This window comes from Streptomyces sp. NPDC046831, assembly GCF_040645305.1.
Taxonomy (GTDB): domain Bacteria; phylum Actinomycetota; class Actinomycetes; order Streptomycetales; family Streptomycetaceae; genus Streptomyces.
Window position 1 is genome coordinate 55,167 of record NZ_JBEYXZ010000011.1, and the last position, 23,397, is coordinate 78,563.

Sequence of the window (23,397 nt, forward strand, 5' to 3'; positions counted from 1 at the left end):
AGGACTTACGTGTCCGACGCCATCGACCTCGCCGCCCTCCCGCACGACTTCCTGTGGGGCACGGCCACATCGGCGTACCAGATCGAGGGAGCCGTCACCGAGGACGGCCGCTCGCCGTCGATCTGGGACACCTTCTCCCACACCCCGGGCAAGATCGACAACAACGACCACGGCGACGTCGCCTGCGACCACTACCACCGCTGGCGCGAGGACATCGGCCTGATGCGGCGACTGGGCACCAACGCCTACCGGATGTCCATCGCCTGGCCCCGGGTCGTGCCGGGCGGTGACGGCCCGGCGAACGCCCAGGGCCTCGCCTTCTACGACGAGCTGACCGACGCCCTGCTGGAAGCCGGCATCACCCCGTCCGTCACCCTCTACCACTGGGACCTGCCGCAGGTCCTGCAGGACCGTGGCGGCTGGCCGGAGCGGGACACCGCCGAGCACTTCGCCGCGTACGTCTCCGTCGTCGCCGAGCGCCTCGGTGACCGCGTCACCCACTGGGCCACCCTCAACGAGCCCTCCTGCTCCGCCTGGATCGGGCACCTGGAGGGCCGGATGGCTCCCGGCCTGACCGACCTGACCGCCGCCGTCCGCGCCTCCTACCACCTGCTCCTCGGCCACGGCCTCGCCGTCCAGGCCGTCCGCGCCGCCGCGCCGGACGCCAGGATCGGCGTCGTCAACAACCTGTCCACCGTCTTCCCCGCCTCCGGCCGTCCCGAGGACGTGGCGGCCGCCCGCCGTCACGACGGCCATGTCAACCGCTGGTGGCTGGACCCGGTGCACGGCCGCGGCTTCCCCGCCGACATGCGCGAGGTCTACGGCGTCGAACTGCCCGAGAAGCCCGGCGACCTGGAGACCATCGCGGCGCCGCTGGACTGGCTCGGCCTGAACTACTACTTCCCGGCCACCGTCACCGACGACCCCACCGGGCCCGCGCCCCACGCGCGTTCGGTGCGCCGCTCCGGCGTGCCGCGCACCGGTATGGACTGGGAGATCGACGCGAGCGGCATCGAGACCCTGCTGCTGCGCCTCACCGAGGAGTACGGCGCCCGGAAGATCTACATCACCGAGAACGGCTCCGCCTTCCCCGACGTCGTACGCCCCGACGGCACGGTCGACGACCCCGAGCGCCAGGACTACCTGGTGCGGCACCTGGCCGCCTGCGCGTCCGCCGCCCGCAAGGGGGCGCCGCTGGCCGGGTACTTCGCCTGGTCGCTGCTGGACAACTTCGAGTGGGCCTACGGCTACGACAAGCGCTTCGGCCTCGTCCACGTGGACTACGAGACCCAGGTGCGCATGGTCAAGGGCAGCGGACACCGGTACGCGGAGATCATCCGGGCGCACCGGGACGGGGCCCGCAAGGCCGCCTGAGGGGGTTCGCCGTGAGCGGCGGGCGCGGGGACGGGGACCCGCGCCCGCCGCGTGGTTCCTGGCGCCGGCGCCGGGAGGGCAGAGGTGAATCTCCGTCGGGGCGTCACCGGAACGACTCGGAGGGGGCGTGGAGTCGGACGTGCCCCGGGCTCCGGCCGGAGGGTGCGCGGGTGCCTGTGGGGTGCCGGTGGGGGAGAAGGGGGTGGCGGCTTCGGCGCCTTGCCGGCCGCCCGTTCACCTCATCGGGTGAGCTTCGCCGGGACGGGCACTGGCGGTGGGCGCGGCCCGTTCGACCGGGTGACGGATGTCCCCGTCCGTCCGCATCGAGAAGGGGCGCTCATGACTCTGTTCCTCCACCGCAACCCGGACGGCACGACGACCGGCCGTAACGAGGCCACGGGCTTCACCGTGACCCACGCCGACGACGAAGAGGTCAAGCGGTGTCTGCATGAGGACGCCGGCTGGGAGTACAGTCCCCCTCCGCCGCCTCCGGCCCGGCCGGGTTTCCACCGCTTCACCCTGGTCCACGACGACTCCGACACCGAGGGATGCCGGGACGAGCGGTACGCGGCGCTGCGCGCCCGCCCGCCGGAGGGCTGTGTGCCGGCCGACCGCGGCTGCTTCGCCCTGGAGTGCGAACGGCCGGGCAGGACACTCCTGGACGCGGTCGCCGGCACCGTCGCCGAGATCCGCCGTGAGCACGGACTCGTGATGAACGGGCTCGGTGTCGAGAAACCCGACGAGTGGCTCGGTGACGACGGCGGCGGCCGCGCGGCGCAGACGGTGGCGCATCTGGTGCTGTCGGCCGCGCACCGCGCCGCCCTGCTCGGCCACCGGCGCAAGGATCTGGTCCGTCTGCTCGACGCGGCGGGCGTCGAGTAGGGACGGGGCCGGACCCACGCGCTCCGGCTACGGTCCGGGTGTCGTCGCGCGCTTCCTGGGACAGGCCGTGCGGTGTCCGTCGTTGCCGGGGTGTCTGGGTGTCCGGTGCCGTTCGTGGTGTCCGGTGCGTTCCGGTTGCCGTGATCGCTGCGGACGCCTCGGGGCGGCGCTTTCCTGAGCATGCCCTGCCCACCCGCCGGTTGCCACGGCGGGTGCCTCGGGACTCACGCTGCCCGCGCCGCCTCCAGCACCTCGCCCAGCACGGCTTCCTCCACGGCAGGGGCCTGCTGGAGCAGGGTCCCCTCGGCGGGCACGGCCTTCCGCCCGGCACGCTGCCCGGGCAGGAACACCCGCCGCGCGGGAGTCTCCTGGAGCACGGACGCCGTGCGCGGCAACGTGTCCGGGACGGCCGCGGCCCGCGCAGCGGATCCCGTCCCGCCGGCGGACGCCGTCCGCCCCGGCCCCGCCTCGACGGCGGCGGGCTCCGCCGCGGCGACGTCCCCGGTGACCGCATGAGACACCCGCGACGTCCGCCACAGCCACAGCACGTCCCGGCCGAACGACCAGACCAGCAGACCCAGCGCCGACAGCACCACACCCAGAGCGGCGGCCTGCGGCAGCAACTCCGAGTCGGCCAGCAGCAGGCAGATGCCCTGGAGCGCGGCGACCGTCTTGCGCGCGGTGCTCGGCGGGAGCGGCGCGTTCAGCCAGGGCAGCCCACGGGCGGCGGCCACGAACGCGTAGCGCATGCCGCCTATCAGCAGCACCCACGGGCCGAGCGCCGTCGACACGTGGACGCTGAGCACCAGGATCAGGAACGCGTCCACCTCCATGTCGAAGCGGGCGCCGAGCGGGGTGCAGGTGTCGGTCCGGCGGGCCACCTTGCCGTCGACCCCGTCGAGCAGCAGGGCCACCGCCGTCAGGCCGACCAGCAGCGACACCGGAGGAGAGTCCATGAAGGAGTCCGCGACGAGTGCCGTCACACCGCCGACGAGCGTCGCCCGGCCCAGGGTGACCCGGTTGGCGGGGCCGAAGGAGGGCAGCCCCGACCGGTGCAGCGCCCGGGAGAGCACCGCCCAGGTGGCGAACGCGAAGACCAGGCCGGCCAGCCAGCCGGCCGGGCCCATGCCGGTCGCCGTGCCGAGCAGGGCCAGCAGCAGGATCTGCACGCCCGCTCCCACAGCGGTCTCCAGCTGGACCGGCCTCGCGTCGTAAGTGTTGTTCAGGGCCACCGCACACCCTCCGGCCGAATGACAGAGTCGATCAACGCCGCGTACTGTGCGCGGCCTGTGCACACCTCTACGTGAGCAACATCCCGATCGTTCAGGAGGACGTCGATGAACCGATCCGCCCGCGCCTTCTGGCTCCGCTCGCCGGGCCACGGCGAGATACGCGACGTCGCCCTGCCGGACCCGGCCGAGGACGAGGTGGTGGTGCGCGCGCTGTGGTCCGGGGTGAGCCGGGGCACGGAGACCCTGGTGTTCCGCGGCGGAGTGCCGGCCAGTCAGCACACCGCGATGCGGGCGCCGTTCCAGGAGGGCGACTTCCCGGCGCCGGTGAAGTACGGCTACCTCAACGTCGGGATCGTCGAGGAGGGGCCGCGTGAGCTGACCGGACGTACCGTCTTCTGCCTGTACCCGCACCAGACCCGGTACGTCGTCCCGGCGGACGCGGTCACACCGGTGCCGGAGCATGTGCCCGCCGGCCGGGCCGTCCTCGCGGGCACGGTGGAGACCGCCGTGAACGCCCTGTGGGACGCGGCGCCGCTGGTCGGCGACCGCATCGCCGTGGTCGGCGGCGGCATGGTCGGCTGCTCGGTCGCGGCCCTGCTCGCCCGCTTCCCGGGCGTGCGGGTGCAGCTGGTCGACGCCGACCCCGCCCGTGCCGGGATCGCGAAGGCCCTCGGCGTCGGCTTCGCCGCGCCCGAGGACGCCCTCGGGCAGTGCGACCTCGTCGTGCACGCCAGCGCCACCGAGCAGGGCCTGGCCCGGTCCATGGAACTGCTCGCGGCCGAGGGCACCGTCCTCGAACTGAGCTGGTACGGCGACCGTCGCGTCGCCCTCCCGCTGGGCGAGGCGTTCCACTCGCGGCGGCTGACGATCCGCAGCAGCCAGGTCGGCACCGTCTCCCCGGCCCGCTCCAGCCGCAGCTACGCCGACCGGCTCGCGCTCGCCCTCGACCTGCTCGCCGACCCGGCGCTGGACGCCCTGGTCACCGGGGAGTGCGCCTTCGAGGACCTGCCCGAGGTGATGCCGCGGCTCGCCTCCGGGGATCTGCCCGCCCTGTGCCACCGGGTCCGGTACGACGACTGAGGCGATCGGGGCGTGCGCCCCTGCGGACGGGCAGCCGGCGGGCCGGCCCGCACGTGGGCCGGGGGCGATCGGCGCGGGGGCCGGCGAGGAGTCGGCGCGACGGCCGGCGCGGGGGCGGGAGAGCAGCCGACGCGGTTGCCCGACGCGGGGCCGGAAGCAGTCGGTGTGATGCTGGCACCACGGCCGGGGGCCATCGGCGCGGGGCGCCCGCACGAGAGGCGGCGAGGAGTCGGCGTGAGGGCCGAGGCAGCAACCGGCTCGGTTCCCGGGCGGGCAGCCGGCACGCACGCGGCCGGAGGGGCCGACGAGGCGGCGGACGGCTCGGTCTCCCGAGCGGCGCGCCGGGCCGGGGGCCGGACACGCCTCCGCCGCGACCGTTGAAACCGGTACGACTGTTGAAACCGGGACGACAAGACCGCCTGACCTGAGAAAAAGGGTGGACCCGGCTGAACGCGGGGAAGCCTGCAGCCGTACTACCCGGCATCCCCCCGGCAGGGATCAGCCGGGGGACCAGACGCACCGCACCTGGAGGGTCGTCCGTTGTTCAGTGTCACCGTCCGCGATCACATCATGATCGCCCACAGCTTCCGCGGCGAGGTGTTCGGCCCCGCGCAGCGGCTGCACGGAGCCACGTTCCTCGTGGACGCCACGTTCCGGCGCGAACAGCTGGACGACGACAACATCGTCGTCGACATCGGCCTGGCCACACAGGAACTGGGCGCGGTGGTCAGCGAGCTGAACTACCGCAACCTCGACGACGAGCCCGACTTCGCCGGCGTCAACACCTCCACCGAGTTCCTGGCCAAGGTCGTCGCCGACCGGCTCGCCGAGCGGATCCACAAGGGCGCCCTCGGCGAGGGCGCCAAGGGCATCGCCGGGATCACCGTCACGCTCCACGAGTCGCACGTCGCCTGGGCGAGTTACGAGCGTGCCCTGTGACCGACACGACCATCCACCGGGCACCGTCTCTGGCCTACGTGCCCGCGCAGCGCGCGGGCCTGGAGAACCTCGGGATCATCCCCATGTCCCTGCGCACCGTGCACTTCGTCCTGCCGGGCGGCGTCGACGACCCGGCCAAGCCGAGCGGCGGCAACGCCTATGACCGGCGCGTCAGCCTGGACCTGCCCGGCTTCGGCTGGCAGGTCGTGGGGCACGCCGTCGACGGCGACTGGCCCCGGCCGGACGCCGCCGCCCGCGACGAGCTCGCCCGCACACTCCGGCAGTTGCCGGACGGCACCGTCGTCCTCCTGGACGGACTGGTCGCCTGCGGCGTCCCCGAGGTCGTCCTCCCGGAGGCCGGGCGGCTGCGCCTGGCCGTCCTGGTCCACCTGCCGCTCGGCGACGAGACGGGGCTCGACGCGGCCGTGGCCGCCGAGCTGGACGCCCGGGAGCGCACGGTCCTGCGGGCCGTGCCCGCGGTGATCGCCACCAGCGACTGGGCGGTGCGCCGCCTGGTCTCCCACCACGGCCTCGCCCCCGAACGCGTCCACGTCGCCGCGCCCGGCGCCGACATCGCGCCGCTCGCCCCCGGCACCGACGGTGTCTCCCGGCTGCTGTGTGTCGCCGCGGTCACCCCGCGCAAGGGGCAGCACCGGCTGGTGGAGGCCCTCGCCGCGGTCACCGACCTGCCGTGGGAGTGCGTGTGCGTCGGGGCGCTGACCCAGGACCCCGCGTACGTCGAGCGGCTGCGCGGCCTGATCCGCGAGCACGGCCTGCAGGACCGCATCCACCTCGTGGGCCCGAAGGCCGGCGCCGAACTCGACGCCGGCTACGCGGCCGCCGACCTGATGGTCCTCGCCTCCTACGCGGAGACGTACGGCATGGCGATCACCGAGGCGCTCGCGCGCGGCATCCCGGTGCTGGCCACGGACGTCGGCGGCGTGTCCGAGGCGGTCGGGCGCGCGCCCGACGGCGGGGTGCCCGGCATCCTCGTGCCGCCGGAGGACCCGGCGGCGCTCGCCGCCGAACTGCGCGGCTGGTTCGGCGAGGCCGATGTGCGCCGCCGTCTGAAGGCGGCCGCCCGCGGCCGTCGCGCCGCCCTCGACGGCTGGGCGCGGACCGCACGCAGCCTGGCCGGCGTCCTCGGCCGGCTCCCGGACGAACCGCGGAGGGCGGCATGAAGCGGACGACGACACCACCGGCGCGGGCCGCGCAAGGAGCCGATGCGATACCGGCCGCAATGGGCTCGGACGAGGACACCGCCCCGGTCACGACGGGCACTTCCGGGGCAGGCGCCGTCATCCCGGGCGCCGGTCCGGCCGCGCGCCCCGGTGAGCGCGCCACGGTCCGGCTCCGCGCGGACGAGCCGGATGAGCCGCCCCGGTACGCGCCCGAGTGGCTGCAGTTGCGGGAGCCGGCCGACGCCGCCGCACGGGCGCAGGAGTTGCTCGACCCGCTGCGGGTCCGGTTCGCCGCCCTGCCGGGCGCGGACGGCGGAATCGTCGTGCACGACCTGGGCTGCGGCACCGGTTCGATGGGCCGCTGGCTCGCCCCCCGGCTCGACGGCCCCCAGCACTGGGTCCTCCACGACCGCGACCCCTACCTGCTGCACTTCGCCGCCGTCGCCTCCCCGCGCGCCGCCGCCGACGGCAGCCGGGTCACCGTCGAGACACGGCGCGGCGACGTCGCCCGGCTCACCCCGGACGCCCTGGACGGCGCGTCGCTGGTGACGGCGTCGGCCCTGCTGGACGTCCTCACCGAGGAGGAGGTCGACACCCTCGCCGCCGCCTGCGCGGGGGCGGGCTGCCCCGCCCTGCTGACGCTGTCGGTGGCCGGCCGCGTGGACATCGCCCCGTCCGATCCGCTGGACGCCGAGATCACCGAGGCGTTCAACGCCCACCAGTGCCGCACCGGCCTGCTCGGCCCCGACGCGGTCGCCGAGGCCTGCGAGGCGTTCGCCCGGCACGGGGCGACGGTACGGGTGCACCCGAGCGCCTGGCGGCTCGGCACGGACGAGCGCGACCTGACCGCGCAGTGGCTGCGCGGCTGGGTCGGCGCCGCCGTCGAGCAGCGCCCCGAGCTGAAGGAGCGCGCCGAGCGCTACCTGGCGGACCGCCTGGCCTCCTGTGAGGCGGGCGACTTGGAGGTCACCGTCCACCACAGCGACCTGCTGGCGCTGCCGGGGCCCGTGGACGGTGGCGCGTGAGCGTGGAGACGCTGGACGTCCGGACGGCCGCCCCGGCGGACGCGCGCCCCGGTCCGGGCGTGGCCGAAGCCGGACGGGTGCAGGCGGGCCGCACCCCGTTCACCCGGGCCGGCCTCCGCGCCCTGCGCGCCCACGCCGGGACCGTCGCCGGCGTCGCCGTCCTCGGCGTTCTGCTCTGGCGCCTGGGCACCGGTGTCTTCCTGGAGGGGCTGCGCCGGATCGACATGCCGGCGATGGCCGCGGCGCTGGGAATCGGGCTGGTGACCACCGTCTTCAGCGCCTGGCGCTGGCAGTTGGTGGCCCGGGGCCTGCGCATCCGCCTGCCCCTCGGCGCGGCGGTCGCCGACTACTACCGGGCCCTGTTCCTCAACGCGGCACTGCCGGGCGGCGTCCTGGGGGACGTGCACCGGGCCGTGCGGCACGGGCGGAGCAGCGGCGATCTGGGGCGCGGAGTACGGGCCGTGGTGCTCGAACGCGTCGCCGGGCAGGTCGCCCTGGCCGTCGCCGGCGTGGCGGTGCTGCTGATCCTGCCGTCCCCGGTGCGGGCACAGGCGCGCCACGTCGCGCCGTCGGCCGGCCTGGCCGTCCTCGGCGCGCTCGCCGTCGTCCTCGCCCTACGCATGAACGGGACGCCGTCCCGCCGCGGACGGGCCCTGCGCCGGACGCTGGGCGAGGCGCGGGAAGGGCTGCTCTCCCGCCGCAACGGACCCGGTGTCGCGCTGTCGTCCGCCGTCGTGCTGACGGGACATCTCGCGATGTTCGTCGTCGCGGCCCGCGTGACCGGATCCGTTGCCTCCGTCCCGGTGCTGCTGCCGCTGGCGGTCCTCGCGCTGCTCGCGATGGGGCTGCCGCTGAACGTGGGCGGTTTTGGACCGCGGGAGGGCGTCACCGCCTGGGCGTTCGGCGCCGCCGGGCTCGGCGCGGGCACCGGACTGGCCGTCGCGGTGGTGTACGGGGTGCTGAGCCTCGTGGCGAGCCTGCCCGGCCTGCTCGTCCTCGCCGCCCGATGGTACGCCGGGCTGCGCGGGCCCGGTCCGCTCCCCGGCGGCGGGACGGCCGCACCGGAAGCGGATGCGCCCGCCGATCCGGAGCCGGGTCCGGGGGCACCGGACGCACCCGCGGCAGCGGCGGCCGCATCCGTCGACGCGGGGGCACCTGCGGCAACCGCAGCGGCAGCCGCTGACGCAGGGGCACCTGACGCAGTGACACCGATCCCGCCGGCCGGCTCCGCGCCGGGCTCCCCAGCGCTCGCGTCACCGGCACCGGCGGCGTCCGCCGGCTCCGGAACCCGACCGGGGAACCGGATGCCGCATCCCGAGTCCGGGACCCGCCCGCCGGCCCCGGAACCCGTCACCGCGTCCCGGATCGTCTACTCGGCCCCGCTGCCCGCCCCGCGCACGGAATCGGCCGGCGTGTCCGGGGACGTGAGCAGCGAGAAATACGGGCCGAAGGACTCGGCGAGGCTCGCGAGGAGTTTCTCTCCCTTTTCCGCCGAAGCCAGGGAAGGACGGCCGATGACACCCGACTCGGTATAGGCGGACATTCCGGCGGTGAGCAGATGACGCCGGTCGTCCGCGACGAAATCGGCGGACTCGTGACCGGCCCCGACCAATTCGGGATGAGCGTGCAGAAGAATCGAGGTCTCGATTTCCCCCGCATGCATGTCGGTGAGCAGCGAGGTGCGCACACCGGCCCGTTGCCGGGCCGTCTCCCAGTCCTCCGCGGCCGGGAAGAGCGCCATCCGCTCGCCGCGCGCGGAGGCTTCCTGGACCACGTTGCCCAGTACGTAGTTCCCGCCGTGCCCGTTGACCACCACCAGGGCGTCCACGCCCGAGCGGCGGAGCGACGCGGCGATGTCCCGTACCACCGCGTGAAGGGTCACGGAGGAGATGCTGACGGTCCCCGGCCAGGCGGCGTGCTCGTGCGAGCAGGAGATCGTCAGCGGAGGAAGGAGGTGTACCGGGTGGGCGTCGGCGATCTCCCGCGCGACGGCACAGGCCACCAGCGTGTCGGTCGCCAGCGGAAGGTACGGGCCGTGCTGTTCGAAACTCCCCACGGGCAGTACGGCGACCTGCCGTGACCGGCCCGCCCCACGCGTCCGTACGTCCTCCGTGGTGTCCGCCGGCAACAGACCGTATGCCGCCGGCCGATTTCCCGAACCATTCATCGTTTCCCGGCCCTTCGTCTCTGCTTAGGATCCAGATCATGACAGAAAACCTCGGCGTACTCGGCACGAAGTCTCCACGGCGCACGGGTGTGGAACGCGTCGTGAATGCTCCCCTGCCCACCGTGTACGGGAAATTCCAGGCGATCGGGTATCTCGACCACGACCGCGGTGACGAGCAAGTGGCGCTGGTCCACGGCGACATCGGCACGGACGGTGTCCTCACCCGGCTGCACTCGGAATGCCTGACCGGTGACGCCTTCGGCTCCCAGCACTGCGAGTGCGGCGACCAGCTCGCCTCCGCCCTGCGCGCGGTCGTCGCCGAAGGCAGCGGTGTCGTCGTCTACTTGAGAGGGCACGAGGGCCGGGGCATCGGGCTGCTCGCCAAGCTGCGCGCGATGGCGCTGCAGGCGGAGGGCCTCGACACCGTCGAGGCGAACCTCGCCCTCGGCCTGCCGGTGGACGCCCGCGACTACGGGGTCGCCGCCGGAATCCTGCGGGACCTGGGCGTGCACTCGGTGCGCCTGATGTCCAACAACCCGCGCAAGCGCGAGGCGTTGGTGCAGCACGGCGTCCAGGTCGCCGAGCAGGTGCCGCTGCTCATCCAGCCGTGCGAGAGCAACATCACCTATCTGCGCACCAAGCGGGAGCGGCTCGACCACCACCTGCCCCACCTGGACGCGGTGGCGCACCTGTCGTGACGGCGGCCGGGAAGCGGACGGCGCGGACGGCACCGGCCACACGGGCGGCGCGGACGGCACCGGCCACCTGGGCGGCTCGGGCAGCACGGTCGCGGCCGGCGACGCGGCCGGGAAGAGGCACGGACGGTGACCCCCTCCTCCTCTCCGGCCGCGTACGCTTCGGACACGTCAGCCCGTCCCCGCGCCGGCCGGTCCGCGGCCGGCGTCCCGTGCCGGAGGCCCACCAGGTATGACCGAGCTCCACCTGTGGCTGCGCCACGAGGCCCGTTCGACCGAGCGGCGCACACCGATCGTGCCCTCCGACGCCCGGCGGCTGGTCGAGGCCGGTGTGACGCTGACCGTCGAGGAGTCCCCGCAGCGGATCTTCCCTCTGGCGGAGTACACGGCGGCCGGGTGCCGGACCGCGGAACCGGGGTCGTGGGTGTCGGCCCCGCCGGACGCGGTCGTCCTCGGCCTGAAGGAACTGCCCGAGCGGCCGGAGGCGCTGACACACCGCCACGTCTACTTCGGGCACGCCTACAAGCGTCAGCCGGGTGCGGCCGCGCTGCTGCGGAGGTTCGTCACCGGGGGAGGGGCGCTGCTCGACCTGGAGTACCTGGTGGACGACAACGGGCGCCGGCTGGCCGCCTTCGGCTTCTGGGCCGGCTACCTCGGCGCGGCGCTGGCGGTGCTCCAGCACCGGGGCCGGCTGGCTTCCCCACTGACGCCCACCACCCGGGAGGAGCTGGAGGAGACCCTGCGGCCGGCCGCCGGTGACGAGGACGTCGCGGCCCTGGTGATCGGCGCGCTGGGCCGCAGCGGCCGCGGTGCGCGGGTCGCCTTCGCCGCGGCCGGGACCGACCCGACCTGCTGGGACCTCGCCGAGACGCGCGACCTGGACCGGCGGGCCCTGCTGGAGCACGACCTCATGGTCAACGCGGTCCTCGCGACCAGCCCGGTCCCGCCCTTCCTGCGGACGGAGGACCTCGACGCCCCGGCCCGCCGCCTGCGCACCGTGTGCGATGTGACCTGCGACGTCGGCTCGCCGCTGAACGTGCTGCCGGTCTACGACCGCGTCACCGACTGGGCGCAGCCCGTGCGCCGGCTGCACGAGGAACCGCCCTTGGACCTCATCGCCATCGACAACCTGCCGTCCCTGCTGCCCAGGGAGGCCAGCACCGACTTCTCCGCCGCGCTCCTGCCGCACCTGCTGGAGTTCGAGACCGGCGGGGCCTGGGGCCGCTGCCTGGACACCTTCCGCCGTGCCTGCCGCGAACACGGTCTCGATGCGGAGGGGCCGCACCAGGACTGACGGTCACCGTGCGGGGCCGGACGGGCGGTCACCGTGCGGCGCCGGACCGACGGCTGCCGGACCGGCGGCTGCCGGGCCGCACCAGGATTGACGGCCACCGTGCGGGGCCGGACCGACGGCCGCCGTGCCGGCGGATCAGGCCAGGACCGCCTCGTGCAGCAGCCGCTTCAGCTCGGGGTAGAGCCGCAGCGAACTCTTCGGCCGGACCTGGGTCATGAACTGGAACGTCAGGTCGCGGCCCGGGTCGACCCAGAAGGTCGTCGTCGCGACACCGCTCCAGCCGTACGTGCCGAGGCCCGACGGGGCCTGCGTGCGGGCCGGGTCGACGACGACGGACACCCCGAGGCCGAACCCGACACCGTCGTTGCCCGGTTCGTCGTGGGCGGGGCGGCTGCCGAACGAGCGCAGGTCCGCATCGCCGGGCAGGTGGTTGCGCGTCATCAGGTCCACCGTCTCCGGAGGGAGCAGCCGGGTGCCGTCCAACTCGCCGCGGCGGCGCAGCATTTCCATGAAGCGGTGGATGTCGTGCGCGCCGGCCGCCAGGCCGCCGCTGCCGGACAGGAAGCGGGGGCGGCCGCGCAGCAGCGGCAGGCCGGGGATCGGCTCGATACCGCCGTCACCGGTCTGCCCGTACAGCTCGGCCAGCCTGCCGGCCTGCTCGGCGCCGACGCAGAAACCGGCGTCCCTCATCCCGAGCGGCCGGAAGATCCGCTCGGCGAAGAAGTCGTCCAGGGGCTGCCCGGACACCACCTCGACCACCCGGCCCAGGACGTTGCTGGCCACCGAGTAGTTCCACTGCGTGCCGGGGTCGAACTGCAGCGGCAGGCTCGCGTACACGTCGATCGTCTCGGCCAGGTCGGCGCCGGGCGGCACCGACGACTCCAGGCCGGCCCGCCGGTAGAGGGCGTCGACGGGGTGGGTGCGGTAGAAGGCGAAGGTCAGGCCGGCGGTGTGGGTCAGCAGGTGCCGGATCAGGATGGGTCCCGCGGCCGGACGGGTGCGGACCTCGTCGCCGGACCCGCCGGCGTACACGCGGGGCTCCGCGAAGGCTGGAAGATGCCGCTCCAGCGGGTCGTCCAGGGACAGCCGGCCCTCCTCGGCCAGCAGCAGCACGGCGACCGCCGTGACCGGCTTGGTCATGGAGTAGATCCGCCACAGCGTGTCCGTCTCCACCGGCAGGCCCGCGGCCACGTCGCGCCGTCCGTACGTGGTCAGGTGGGCGATCCGGCCGCCCCGCGCGACCGACACGAGGAAGCCGGGCAGGCGCCCCTCGTCGACGAGGCCCGCGAGGTACGCGTCGAGGCGGTCGAGTCCCTTCGGGTCGAGCCCCGCCTCAGCCGGGTCCACGTCCTGCCGCAGCCGTGCCATCGTCTCTCCTCCGGTTCACGTCGCACGAGGACGACTGCGGCATACCCCCGTCCGCACGCCCTCAGACCTCGGGACCACGGGCGCCGGCGCCGGCGCCCGGCGCCCCGGCCTCCACGACCGGCGGACCGACGGTCGCCGCCGTCGGCGGACCGCCCTCCGTCGGACTGGACGAGGACGCAGCCGGCGCACCCAGCCGGCGAGCGCCCGCCACCAACGCGGAATGCGCGGCCGGACCCGGCCGGTTGACCCGGATATGACCCAGGACACGACGCACGACTCCGCGCAGGAAGCACTGCTCAGGCTGCTCGCCGACGGCCATGCCGGGGTGCTGGTCACCCTCAGGCGCGACGGGCGGCCCCAGCTGTCGAACGTCAGCCACGCCTACCACCCCGAGGAGAGGACCCTGCGGATCTCGGTCACCGACGACCGCGCCAAGACCCGCAATCTCCGCCGGGACCCGCGGGCCTCCTACCACGTGACGAGCGCCGACCGCGGCGCCTACACGGTGGCCGAGGGCACGGCCGACCTCTCACCGGTGGCCGCGGACCCGCACGACGAGACCGTCGAGGAACTGGTGCGCCTGTACCGCGACGTCCTCGGCGAGCACCCCGACTGGGAGGACTTCCGCGCCGCGATGGTCCGCGACCGCCGCCTGGTGGTGCGACTCCGGGTGGAACGGGTGTACGGCATCCCGCGGGCCACCGGCTCCCTGGGCACCGGGTCCGCCACCTGACCTCCCGCCGGGGCCCCCGCCCGCTCCGGCACCGGCGGCGGCCCCGGTTCCGCGGGCGATCCGGTCGGGGCCGCGCGGACGGCACTCGGACCGGGCGGTGCTCCGCGCCCTCGAGGCCCGCCCAGATTCCCCGCACGGAACGCCGGGGACGTCAGCCGGCGGTGTCGGCGGCGCTCCCCGTGCGGGCCTCGAGGGCGCGGAGCACCGCGACCATGTCCTCCCCGCCGTGCCCGAGGGACACCGTCTCCTCGAACAGGGCGTGGCACACGTCGAGCAGCGGGGAGGCGAGGCCGGCGCCGCGGGCGGCCTCGGCGATCAGCCGGTTGTTCTTGAGGACGTCGAGCGCGGCCGCCTGCACCGCGAAGTCCCCGCCGAGGAGCTTGGACGCCTTCGTCCGGGAGACCTCGCTGGCCATCGGGCCGGCACCCAGGACGTCGAGGAACAGCCGCCGGTCGAGCCCCTGCCGCTCGGCGAAGTGGAAGGCCTCCGTCAGCCCGGTCACCTGCGTGATGAGGAAGAGGTTGACGGACAGCTTCATCAGCAGCGCGTTCGGTGCGGGACCGCAGAGGAACGTCTCGCGGCACAACGGCGCGAGCAGGGGCCGTACGGCGTCCACGGCACGCTCGTCGCCGGCCAGCATCGCCACCAGCCGCCCGTTCTCGGCCGGGAGGCGGGAGCCGGAGACGGGCGCCTCGACGTAGCTCCCGCCCGCCGCGCGGACGTCGCCCTCCAGGCCGTGGGAGTACTCGGGCGAGGTCGTGCCCATGTGGACGACGGTCCGGCCGGCCACGCGCCGGGCGAACTCCGGGGTGCCGCGGCCCAGCGCGGCGTCGACGGCGGACCCGTCGGCCAGCATCAGGATCACCGCGTCCGTCCGCGCGAACACCTCGCCGGGGCCCCCGGCGACCTCGGCTCCGGCCGCGCGCAGGGGAGCGGTCCGGGCGGCCGTGCGGTTCCAGACCACCAGGGGGGTGCCGGCGTGGGCCAGGCGGAGCGCCATGGGCTGCCCCATCAGGCCGAGGCCGATGAATCCGACGTCCATGGGGACCGCCCTCCGGGCCGAGTCGGGCTCCGTGACGGCGGCCCGGCGATGACGGCCGTCACGGCGATGACAGCCGTCACGGCTATGACGGCCGTCATAGTAGCGGGCACCATGACCGCGGTCATAGGGTGGACGGCCAGGGTCATGAGCGGAGGCGTGGTGATCGGCGCGCGGCCGGTCGGCGCGCGGTGTCGGGAGGTTCGGCGATGACGGGGCCCGAGCGGGGACCGCGCGAGCGGATGGTCTTCAGCGCGGCCCAGCTCATCCGGCGCGACGGGGTCGGGGCGACCGGCATGCGGGACGTCGCCGCCCACGCGGACGCGCCGCGCGGTTCCCTGCAGCACTACTTCCCGGGCGGCAAGGAGCAGTTGGTCAACGAGGCGGTCGCCTGGGCGGGCCGGTACGCGGGCCGGCGGGTCGCCCGCTTCGTCGCCCGGATGGCCGAGCCGACGCCGAGCGGGCTGTTCGCCGAGATGGTGCGGCAGTGGACCGACGAGTACGACACGGCGGGCTTCGCCTCCGGCTGCCCGGTCGCGGCGGCGACCGTGGACTGCGCCTCGGCGGCCGGCTCCACGCGCGAGGCGGCGGCCGCCGCGTTCGCGGCCTGGCGGTCACCGGTGGCCGAGGCCCTGGCGGAGATGGGTGTGCCGGAGGGGCGGGCCGAGCCGCTCGCTACGCTGATGATCAGCGCCCTGGAGGGGGCCGTCCTCATGGCCCGCGCCGAACGGGACACGCGCCCCCTGACCACCGTCGCCGCGGAGCTCGGCCCCCTCCTCGACGCGGCCGTGCCCCGCTCCTGATCGCCGGCGCACCGAGGTCCGGCGCCGTCGCGCGGGGTGCGGGCCCGGCGGCGGGTGGGCGCGGCGCGGGACGCGCCGTAGGGCGGCCCGGTTCAGTGTCGCCGGTCGGAGTGCGGGCGCGCCGTACGGCGATCCGGTTCCGTTTCGCCGGTCGGAGTGCGGGACGGGCCGTGTGCGCTCAGCCGGCGGCGCGGTCCGCCGTCAGATATGCGATCACCATGTCGCCGAGCATCGTGCGGTAGTGCTCGCGCCGGTCCGGGGCGACCAGGTCGCGGCCGAACAGGGCGCCGAAGGTGTGCCGGTTGGCAACCCGGAAGAAGCAGAACGAGCTGATCAGCGCGTGCAGGTCCACGGCGTCCACGTCGGCGGTGAACAGCCCCGACTCCTGGCCGGCCGCCAGGATGCGGCGGATCACGCCGAGCGCGGGGGAGCCGATCCGCCCGAGCGCCTCCGAGGCGGCGATGTGCTCGGCCTCGTGGATGTTCTCGATGCTCACCAGGCGGACGAAGTCGGGGTGCTGCTCGTGGTGGTCGAAGATCAGTTCCGCCAGCCTGCGGATGGCCGCGACCGGGTCCAGGTGCTCGACGTCCAGTTGCTGCTCGACGTCGCGGATGACCCCGTAGGCCCGCTCCAGCACAGCCGTGAACAGCTGCTCCTTGCCGCCGAAGTAGTAGTAGATCATCCGCTTGGTGGTGCGGGTGCGGGCGGCGATCTCGTCCACGCGGGCCCCGTCGTACCCGGCCCGGGCGAACTCCTGTGTGGCCACGTCGAGGATCTCGGCCTTCGTCCGGGCGGCGTCACGGATGCGCCCGTTCGGTCGTGCCGGTTCGTCCACGCTGGTCATCGGGTTCCTCCGGGCGTAGGGCCAGTGCCGGAGATTGTAGAAGCAGGCCCCGCGGACCCGCGGCAGGGTCTTCCGGCCCACCGGCAGGACCGAGCGTTTCGGCGTGGAACGGGTGGCCACCCCCGACCGGCGGCTCTTCAGCGTGGTCAAGCCGGCCCACGTTCCCGCGCCGACACTTCTGCCGTAGTTCGACCAGGGGTCCATGGTCCGGCGGCAGCGACGGCAACAGCCGCGGAGTCTTCACGTGCGGTGCAGGCCGTCGCGAGGGCCTGGCCGGTTCGTCATCACCTACGAACCGGCCAGACCCTCGCTTCGTATGCCCGAGGACTTCGGACCTGCGCGGCTAGTCCTTCTTCGCCGCCTCGACCGCGTGGCCGCCGAACTGGTTGCGCAGCGCCGCGACCATCTTCATCTGCGGGGAGTCCGGCTGGCGGGAGGCGAACCGGGCGAAGAGGGAGGCGGTGATCGCCGGGAGCGGCACGGCGTGGTCGATGGCCGCCTCCACCGTCCACCGGCCCTCGCCGGAGTCCTCCGCGTAGCCGCGCAGCTTGTGCAGGTGCTCGTCCTCGTCCAGGGCCTTGACCGCGAGGTCGAGCAGCCAGGAGCGGATGACCGTGCCCTCCTGCCAGGAGCGGAAGACCTCGCGGACGTCGGTCACCGAGTCCACGGCCTCCAGCAGCTCCCAGCCCTCGGCGTACGCCTGCATCATCGCGTACTCGATGCCGTTGTGGACCATCTTCGCGAAGTGGCCGGCGCCCACCTTGCCCGCGTGGACGTAGCCGTAGGGGCCCTCCGGCTTGAGCGCGTCGAAGATCGGCCGGAGCCGCTCGACGTGCTCCTTGTCGCCGCCGACCATCAGGGCGTAGCCGTTCTCCAGGCCCCACACGCCGCCGGAGACGCCGGCGTCGACGAAGCCGATGCCCCGCGCGCCCAGCTCCCTGGCGTGCTTCTCGTCGTCCGTCCACCGGGAGTTGCCGCCGTCGACGACGACGTCGCCGGGGCCGAGCAGGCTCGCCAGCTCGTCTATGACGCCCTGGGTGGCGGCGCCCGCGGGGACCATCACCCAGACGGTGCGGGGTCCTTCGAGCTTGTCGACGAGGTCGGCCAGGCTGCCGACGTCGGAGACGGACGGGTTGCGGTCGTAACCGACGACGGTGTGGCCGGCCTTGCGGAGGCGCTCCCGCATGTTGCCGCCCATCCTGCCGAGGCCGATGAGTCCGAGCTGCATTGGGTTCACTTCTTCCTGAGCGTGCGGTAGGCGGCCACCAGGGCGGCGGTGGACGGGTCGAGTCCGGGAACCTCGGCGCCCTCCGTCAGGGCGGGTTCGACGCGCTTGGCGAGGACCTTGCCGAGTTCCACGCCCCACTGGTCGAAGGAGTCGATGTTCCAGACGGCGCCCTGGACGAACACCTTGTGCTCGTACAGGGCGACGAGCTGGCCGAGGACCGACGGGGTCAGTTCGGTGGCGAGGATCGTGGTGCTGGGGCGGTTGCCCTGGAAGGTGCGGTGCGGCACCTGCTCCTCCGGGACGCCCTCGGCCCGCACCTCGTCGGCGCTCTTGCCGAAGGCGAGCGCCTGGCCCTGCGCGAACAGGTTGGCCATCAGCAGGTCGTGCTGGGCCTTGAGCTCGTCGCCGAGCTCGTCGACGGGGTTGACGAAGCCGATCAGGTCCGCCGGGATGAGCTTGGTGCCCTGGTGGATGAGCTGGTAGTAGGCGTGCTGGCCGTTGGTGCCGGGAGTGCCCCAGACCACCGGCCCGGTCTGCCACTGGACGGGCGTCCCGTCGCGCTGCACCGACTTGCCGTTGGACTCCATGTCCAGCTGCTGCAGGTAGGCGGTGAACTTCGACAGGTAGTGCGAGTACGGCAGCACCGCGTGCGTCTGCGCGTCGAGGAAGTTGTTGTACCAGATGCCCAGCAGGCCCATGATCAGTGGGGCGTTGGCCTCGGCCGGCGCGTTGCGGAAGTGGTCGTCGACGATACGGAAGCCGTCGAGCATCTCCCGGAACCGGTCCGGGCCGATGGCGATCATCAGCGACAGGCCGATGGCGGAGTCGTAGGAGTAGCGGCCGCCGACCCAGTCCCAGAACTCGAACATGTTGTCCGGGTCGATGCCGAATTCGGTGACTTTGTCCCGGTTGGTCGACAGGGCGACGAAGTGCCGCGCGACGGCCTTCTCCTCCCCGAGCCCGGCCAGCAGCCACGAACGGGCCGAGGTGGCGTTGGTGATCGTCTCGATGGTGGTGAACGTCTTGGACGCGACGATGAACAGCGTCTCCGCCGGGTCCAGGTCCCGCACCGCCTCGTGCAGGTCGGCACCGTCGACGTTGGAGACGAAGCGGAACGTCAGCGAGCGGTCCGTGAACGGGCGCAGCGCCTCGTAGGCCATGGCCGGCCCCAGGTCGGATCCGCCGATGCCGATGTTGACGACGTTGCGGATGCGCTTGCCGGTGTGGCCGGTCCACTCGCCCGAGCGGACCCGCTGCGCGAAGTCGGCCATCCTGTCCAGGACGGCGTGCACCTTGGGAACGATGTTCTCGCCGTCGACCTCGACCACGGCGTCCCGGGGGGCGCGCAGCGCGGTGTGCAGGACGGCGCGGTTCTCGGTGACGTTGATCCTCTCGCCGCGGAACATGGCGTCGCGCAGCCCGAACACGTCGGTGGCGGCGGCCAGTTCGCGCAGCAGGGCCAGCGTCTCGTCGTTCACGAGGTGCTTGGAGTAGTCGATGCGCAGGTCACCGACGCGCACGGTGTAGCGTTCCGCGCGCGTGGGGTCGGCCGCGAACAGCTCCCGCAGGTCCGGGTTCTGCAACGGGCCCGCGCGGTGGTCCGCCAGTGCGGTCCACTCCGGCCGCTGGGTGAGCAGGGGGGTGTCGGTCATGTCAGACGGTCTCCTTGGTGCCCTCGCCCCGCAGGGCGACGGCGTACATCTCGTCGGCGTCGAGGCGGCGCAGCTCCTCGGCGATGAGTTCGGAGGTGGGGCGGACCTTCAGGGCGAGGGTGCGCGGCGGCTGGCCCGGCAGGGTCAGCGTGGCCAGCGGCCCCTCGGGCCGGTCGATGACGATCTCCCCGGTGTCGGTGCCGAGCCGTACGGCCGTCACGACCGGACCCGCGCTGACGACACGGTCCGCCGTGACGCCGAGCCGGGCCTCCAGCCAGCGGGCCAGCAGCTCCGCGCTGGGGTTGTCCGCCTCCGCCTCCACGGCCGCGGACGTCACCTCCACCCGGGCCTGGTCCAGGGCCGCGGCGAGCATCGAGCGCCACGGGGTCAGACGGGTCCAGGCCAGGTCGGTGTCGCCGGGCGCGTAGGAGCGCTCGCGGGTCTCGAGCACCTCCAGCGGGCGCTCGACGGCGTACAGGTCGGTGATCCTGCGCTGCGCGAGCGCGCCCAGCGGGTCCTTCGAGGGGTTGTCGGGCGCGTCCACCGGCCACCACACGACGACCGGCGCGTCCGGCAGCAGCAGCGGCAGCACCACGGAGTCGGCGTGGTCGGACACCTCGCCGTACAGCCGCAGCATGACCGTCTCGCCGGTGCCGGCCTCGGAGCCCACCCGCACCTCGGCGTCCAGCCGGGAGTGGGTGCGGTCGCGCAGGGTGCGGACGTGCCGCTTGATGACGACGAGGGTGCGCGAGGGGTGCTCGTGCGAGGCCTCCTCCGCCGCCTTCAGCGCGTCGTAGGCGTTCTCCTCGTCCGTGACGATGACCATCGTCAGGACCATGCCCACGGCGGGCGTCCCGATGGCGCGGCGGCCCTGCACCAGCGCTTTGTTGATCTTGCTTGCCGTGGTGTCGGTCAGGTCGATCTTCATGGCCTGCGCCAGCTCCGTCCGTCTCGTGCGAGCATCTCGTCGGCTTCCCGCGGCCCCCACGTGCCCGCGGGGTACTGCGCGGGCTTGCCGTGCCTGTCCCAGTAGTCCTCGATCGGGTCGAGGATCTTCCAGGACTCTTCCACCTCCTGGTGACGGGGGAACAGGTTGGCGTCGCCGAGCAGCACGTCGAGAATGAGCCGCTCGTACGCCTCCGGGCTGGACTCGGTGAACGACTCGCCGTAGGCGAAGTCCATCGTGACGTCCCGGATCTCCATCGAGGTGCCGGGCACCTTCGAGCCGAACCGCACCGTCATGCCCTCGTCCGGCTGGACGCGGATGACGATCGCGTTCTGGCCGAGCTCCTCGGTGGCCGTGGAGTCGAACGGGGAGTGCGGGGCGCGCTGGAAGACGACCGCGATCTCCGTGACGCGGCGGCCGAGCCGCTTGCCCGTGCGCAGGTAGAAGGGGACGCCCGCCCAGCGGCGGTTGTCGATCTCCAGCTTGACCGCGGCGTAGGTGTCGGTCTTGGAGTGCGGGTCGATGCCCTCCTCCTGGAGGTATCCCGGGACCCGCGCGCCGCCCTGCCAGCCCTCGGCGTACTGGGCGCGCACGGTGTGGGCGCCGAGGTCGTCGGGCAGCCGCACCGACTTCAGCACCTTCAGCTTCTCGGTGAGCAGCGCCTCCGCGTCGAAGGCGATGGGCTCCTCCATCGCGGTCAGCGCCATCAGCTGCAGCAGGTGGTTCTGGATGACGTCGCGGGCGGCGCCGATGCCGTCGTAGTACCCCGCGCGGCCGCCGATGCCGATGTCCTCGGCCATCGTGATCTGCACGTGGTCCACGAAGGACCGGTTCCAGATCGGCTCGTACATCTGGTTGGCGAAGCGCAGCGCCAGGATGTTCTGGACGGTCTCCTTGCCCAGATAGTGGTCGATGCGGAACACCTGGTCGGGGTCGAAGACCTCGTGCACGATCCGGTTCAGCTCGCGGGCGCTGCGCAGGTCGTGCCCGAACGGCTTCTCGATCACGGCCCGCCGCCAGGAACCCTGCGGCGCGTCCGCCAGACCGTGCTTCTTCAGCTGCTGCACGACCTTGGGGAAGAACTTCGGCGGCACGGAGAGGTAGAACGCGAAGTTGCCGCCGGTGCCCCGGGAGGCGTCCAGCTCCTCCACGGCCTCCCGCAGCTGTTTGAACGCGGTGTCGTCGTCGAAGTCGCCGGGGATGAACCGCATGCCCTCCGCGAGCTGCTGCCAGACCTCCTCGCGGAACGGCGTGCGGGCGTGCTCCTTGACGGCGTCGTGCACGACCTCCGCGAAGTCCTGGTCCTCCCAGTCGCGCCGGGCGAAGCCGACGAGGGAGAAGCCCGGCGGCAGCAGCCCGCGGTTGGCGAGGTCGTAGACGGCGGGCATGAGCTTCTTGCGGGACAGGTCGCCGGTGACGCCGAAGATGACGAGACCGGACGGCCCGGCGATGCGGGGCAGCCGGCGGTCGGCGGGGTCCCGCAGGGGATTCACCCAGTCGGTGGCGGGCACGAGGGGCAGGCGCACGTCGGCCTGCGGCGCGCGGGCCTTCGCGGCCCCGTCGTCCGACGCGGGCGCGTCCTGGTTCCCCGCGGCGCCGGCGGCCTGTGTGGCCTCGGTGGCCTGGCCGGTGCTCTCGCCGGCCCCGGGCTTCTCCGCGGCCTCGGCGGTCTGCGTGGCCTCGGCGGATTCCGTGGCCTCGGCGGCCTTCGCGGCCGCCTGGGCGGGCTTCTTGCTCATTCCGCGTCAACTCCCTTGCTGTCGAGCGAGTTCGTCACCGTCGCCAGCAGGTCCTGCCACGCCGCCTCGAACTTGGCGACGCCCTCGTCCTCGAGCTTCCGCACGACCTCGTCGTAGGAGATGCCGAGCGCCTCCACCGCCGCGAGGTCGGCGCGGGCCTGCTCGTAACCGCCGGTCACCGTGTCGCCCCGGATGTCGCCGTGGTCGGCGGTGGCGTCGAGGGTGGCCTGCGGCATCGTGCTGACCGTGCCCGGCGCGACCAGCTCGTCCACGTACAGGGTGTCCTTGTACGCCGGGTCCTTCACCCCGGTCGACGCCCACAGCGGACGCTGCGCGTGGGCCCCGGCGGAGGCGAGGGCCGACCAGCGCTCACCGGCGAAGGCCTCCTCGTAGGCCTGGTAGGCCAGGCGCGCGTTCGCCAGCGCGGCCCGCCCCTTCAGAGCGAGCGCCTCGTCCGTGCCCAGCACCGTCAGCCGCTTGTCGATCTCGCTGTCGACGCGGGAGACGAAGAACGAGGCGACGGAGTGGATCGTCGACAGGTCCACCCCCGCGGCCTTCGCCTTCTCCAGGCCGGCGAGGTAGGCGTCCATCACCTCGCGGTAGCGCTCCAGGGAGAAGATCAGCGTCACGTTGACGCTGATGCCGAGCCCGAGCACCTCGGTGACGGCCGGCAGGCCCTCCCGGGTCGCGGGGATCTTGATCATGACGTTGGGGCGGTCCACCAGCCAGGCCAGCTGCCGGGCCTCGGCGACGGTCGCCCGCGTGTCGTGGGCGAGGCGGGGGTCGACCTCGATGGACACCCGTCCGTCCCGGCCGCCGGTGGCGTCGTAGACCGGACGCAGGACGTCGGCGGCGGCGCGCACGTCGGCGGTGGTCATCATGCGCACGGCCTCCTCGGCCGTCACGCCCCGCACCGCCAGGTCGGCGAGCTGCTCGTCGTAGCCCCCCGCGCCGGCCCCGCCCGGCGCGGAGCCCGCTCCCGAGCCGATGGCGGCCTGGAAGATCGACGGGTTCGTGGTGACGCCGACGACAGAGCCGCTCCCGACCAGCTCGGCGAGGTTGCCCGAGGTGATCCGCCCGCGCGACAGGTCGTCCAGCCAGATCGAGACGCCCTCGTCGGCCAGGCGCTTGAGTGCTCCCGCGGTGGCGGTTGCTTCGGTCACTGTGATCATCTTC

Annotated in this window: 19 protein-coding genes and 2 pseudogenes; 11 read left to right on the forward strand and 10 right to left on the reverse strand. The window is 73.7% G+C overall.

Annotated elements, in window-relative coordinates; all coding sequences use genetic code 11:
- Positions 1-9 precede the first annotated feature (9 nt).
- Positions 10-1,374, forward strand: a complete 1,365-nt coding sequence (locus ABZ920_RS12520; protein ID WP_361502405.1) for a GH1 family beta-glucosidase — start codon at positions 10-12, stop codon at positions 1,372-1,374.
- Between the two features lie 339 nt (positions 1,375-1,713).
- Positions 1,714-2,256, forward strand: coding sequence for a hypothetical protein (locus ABZ920_RS12525; RefSeq protein ID WP_361502408.1), 543 nt, complete (start codon positions 1,714-1,716; stop codon positions 2,254-2,256).
- Between the two features lie 518 nt (positions 2,257-2,774).
- On the opposite strand, the pseudogene ABZ920_RS12530 reads toward ABZ920_RS12525, so the two are convergent.
- Positions 2,775-3,488: pseudogene (locus ABZ920_RS12530) on the reverse strand (CDP-alcohol phosphatidyltransferase family protein); the annotation flags it as partial.
- 105 nt (positions 3,489-3,593) lie between these two features.
- Between ABZ920_RS12530 and ABZ920_RS12535 the strand changes: the two are divergent.
- From ABZ920_RS12535 to ABZ920_RS12555, 5 genes and pseudogenes are all read left to right on the forward strand, one after another.
- A complete protein-coding gene (locus ABZ920_RS12535) occupies positions 3,594-4,568 on the forward strand; it encodes a zinc-binding alcohol dehydrogenase (RefSeq protein ID WP_361502411.1) in 975 nt (324 codons plus the stop codon).
- A gap of 540 nt (positions 4,569-5,108) precedes the next feature.
- Entirely contained in the window at positions 5,109-5,507 is a 399-nt protein-coding gene (locus ABZ920_RS12540) for a 6-carboxytetrahydropterin synthase (protein ID WP_361502414.1), read from the forward strand.
- Positions 5,504-6,688, forward strand: a complete 1,185-nt coding sequence (locus ABZ920_RS12545; RefSeq protein ID WP_361502417.1) for a glycosyltransferase family 4 protein — start codon at positions 5,504-5,506, stop codon at positions 6,686-6,688. Before ABZ920_RS12540 ends, ABZ920_RS12545 begins: the two co-directional genes overlap by 4 nt.
- Positions 6,689-6,747: 59 nt before the next feature.
- Positions 6,748-7,713 (forward strand): methyltransferase domain-containing protein, encoded by a 966-nt coding sequence (locus tag ABZ920_RS12550; protein WP_361502420.1) that lies wholly within the window; start codon positions 6,748-6,750, stop codon positions 7,711-7,713.
- A 77-nt stretch (positions 7,714-7,790) separates the two neighbouring features.
- A pseudogene (locus ABZ920_RS12555) lies at positions 7,791-8,687 on the forward strand (lysylphosphatidylglycerol synthase transmembrane domain-containing protein); the annotation flags it as partial.
- Positions 8,688-9,082: 395 nt separating this feature from the next.
- On the opposite strand, the gene ABZ920_RS12560 reads toward ABZ920_RS12555, so the two are convergent.
- Positions 9,083-9,880: a creatininase family protein gene (locus ABZ920_RS12560; RefSeq protein ID WP_361502422.1), complete on the reverse strand. Its 798-nt coding sequence runs from the start codon at positions 9,878-9,880 to the stop codon at positions 9,083-9,085.
- A gap of 38 nt (positions 9,881-9,918) precedes the next feature.
- Between ABZ920_RS12560 and ribA the strand changes: the two genes are divergently transcribed.
- Together ribA and ABZ920_RS12570 are read left to right on the forward strand one after the other, a co-directional pair.
- Positions 9,919-10,578: a GTP cyclohydrolase II gene (gene ribA / locus ABZ920_RS12565; protein WP_361502425.1), complete on the forward strand. Its 660-nt coding sequence runs from the start codon at positions 9,919-9,921 to the stop codon at positions 10,576-10,578.
- A 229-nt stretch (positions 10,579-10,807) separates the two neighbouring features.
- Entirely contained in the window at positions 10,808-11,869 is a 1,062-nt protein-coding gene (locus ABZ920_RS12570) for a saccharopine dehydrogenase (RefSeq protein ID WP_361502428.1), read from the forward strand.
- A gap of 135 nt (positions 11,870-12,004) precedes the next feature.
- Here ABZ920_RS12570 and ABZ920_RS12575 read toward each other — a convergent pair whose 3' ends face one another.
- On the reverse strand, positions 12,005-13,237 hold the full coding sequence (locus ABZ920_RS12575; protein ID WP_361502430.1) for a serine hydrolase domain-containing protein: 1,233 nt from the start codon (positions 13,235-13,237) through the stop codon (positions 12,005-12,007).
- 253 nt (positions 13,238-13,490) lie between these two features.
- On the opposite strand from ABZ920_RS12575, the gene ABZ920_RS12580 reads away from it, so the two are divergent.
- Positions 13,491-13,970: a PPOX class F420-dependent oxidoreductase gene (locus ABZ920_RS12580; RefSeq protein WP_361502433.1), complete on the forward strand. Its 480-nt coding sequence runs from the start codon at positions 13,491-13,493 to the stop codon at positions 13,968-13,970.
- A gap of 151 nt (positions 13,971-14,121) precedes the next feature.
- On the opposite strand, the gene ABZ920_RS12585 is transcribed toward ABZ920_RS12580, so the two are convergent.
- The gene (locus ABZ920_RS12585; protein WP_361502435.1) at positions 14,122-15,012 is read right to left on the reverse strand and encodes an NAD(P)-dependent oxidoreductase; all 891 of its coding nucleotides are present in this window, start codon (positions 15,010-15,012) and stop codon (positions 14,122-14,124) included.
- A gap of 206 nt (positions 15,013-15,218) precedes the next feature.
- On the opposite strand from ABZ920_RS12585, the gene ABZ920_RS12590 reads away from it, so the two are divergent.
- Entirely contained in the window at positions 15,219-15,812 is a 594-nt protein-coding gene (locus ABZ920_RS12590; RefSeq protein ID WP_361502438.1) for a TetR/AcrR family transcriptional regulator, read from the forward strand.
- Between the two features lie 178 nt (positions 15,813-15,990).
- Here the strand turns inward: ABZ920_RS12590 and ABZ920_RS12595 are convergent, their stop codons facing one another.
- The 6 genes from ABZ920_RS12595 to tal all read right to left on the reverse strand — a co-directional run bounded on the left by ABZ920_RS12595 (position 15,991) and on the right by tal (position 23,393).
- Positions 15,991-16,656: a TetR/AcrR family transcriptional regulator gene (locus ABZ920_RS12595; protein WP_361502441.1), complete on the reverse strand. Its 666-nt coding sequence runs from the start codon at positions 16,654-16,656 to the stop codon at positions 15,991-15,993.
- Positions 16,657-16,999: 343 nt separating this feature from the next.
- On the reverse strand, positions 17,000-17,884 hold the full coding sequence (gene gnd, locus ABZ920_RS12600) for a phosphogluconate dehydrogenase (NAD(+)-dependent, decarboxylating) (protein ID WP_361502444.1): 885 nt from the start codon (positions 17,882-17,884) through the stop codon (positions 17,000-17,002).
- A gap of 5 nt (positions 17,885-17,889) precedes the next feature.
- Complete coding sequence (gene pgi / locus ABZ920_RS12605; protein ID WP_361502446.1) at positions 17,890-19,536, reverse strand: glucose-6-phosphate isomerase; 1,647 nt, start codon at positions 19,534-19,536, stop codon at positions 17,890-17,892.
- 1 nt (position 19,537) lies between these two features.
- Positions 19,538-20,464 carry a glucose-6-phosphate dehydrogenase assembly protein OpcA gene (gene opcA / locus ABZ920_RS12610; RefSeq protein WP_361502448.1) on the reverse strand — a complete coding sequence of 309 codons (927 nt, stop codon included), beginning with the start codon at positions 20,462-20,464 and terminating at the stop codon, positions 19,538-19,540.
- Complete coding sequence (gene zwf, locus ABZ920_RS12615) at positions 20,461-22,221, reverse strand: glucose-6-phosphate dehydrogenase (protein WP_361502451.1); 1,761 nt, start codon at positions 22,219-22,221, stop codon at positions 20,461-20,463. Before zwf ends, opcA begins: the two co-directional genes overlap by 4 nt.
- Positions 22,218-23,393 carry a transaldolase gene (gene tal / locus ABZ920_RS12620; protein ID WP_361502454.1) on the reverse strand — a complete coding sequence of 392 codons (1,176 nt, stop codon included), beginning with the start codon at positions 23,391-23,393 and terminating at the stop codon, positions 22,218-22,220. The genes zwf and tal overlap by 4 nt, the downstream gene beginning before the upstream one ends.
- Positions 23,394-23,397 lie beyond the last annotated feature (4 nt).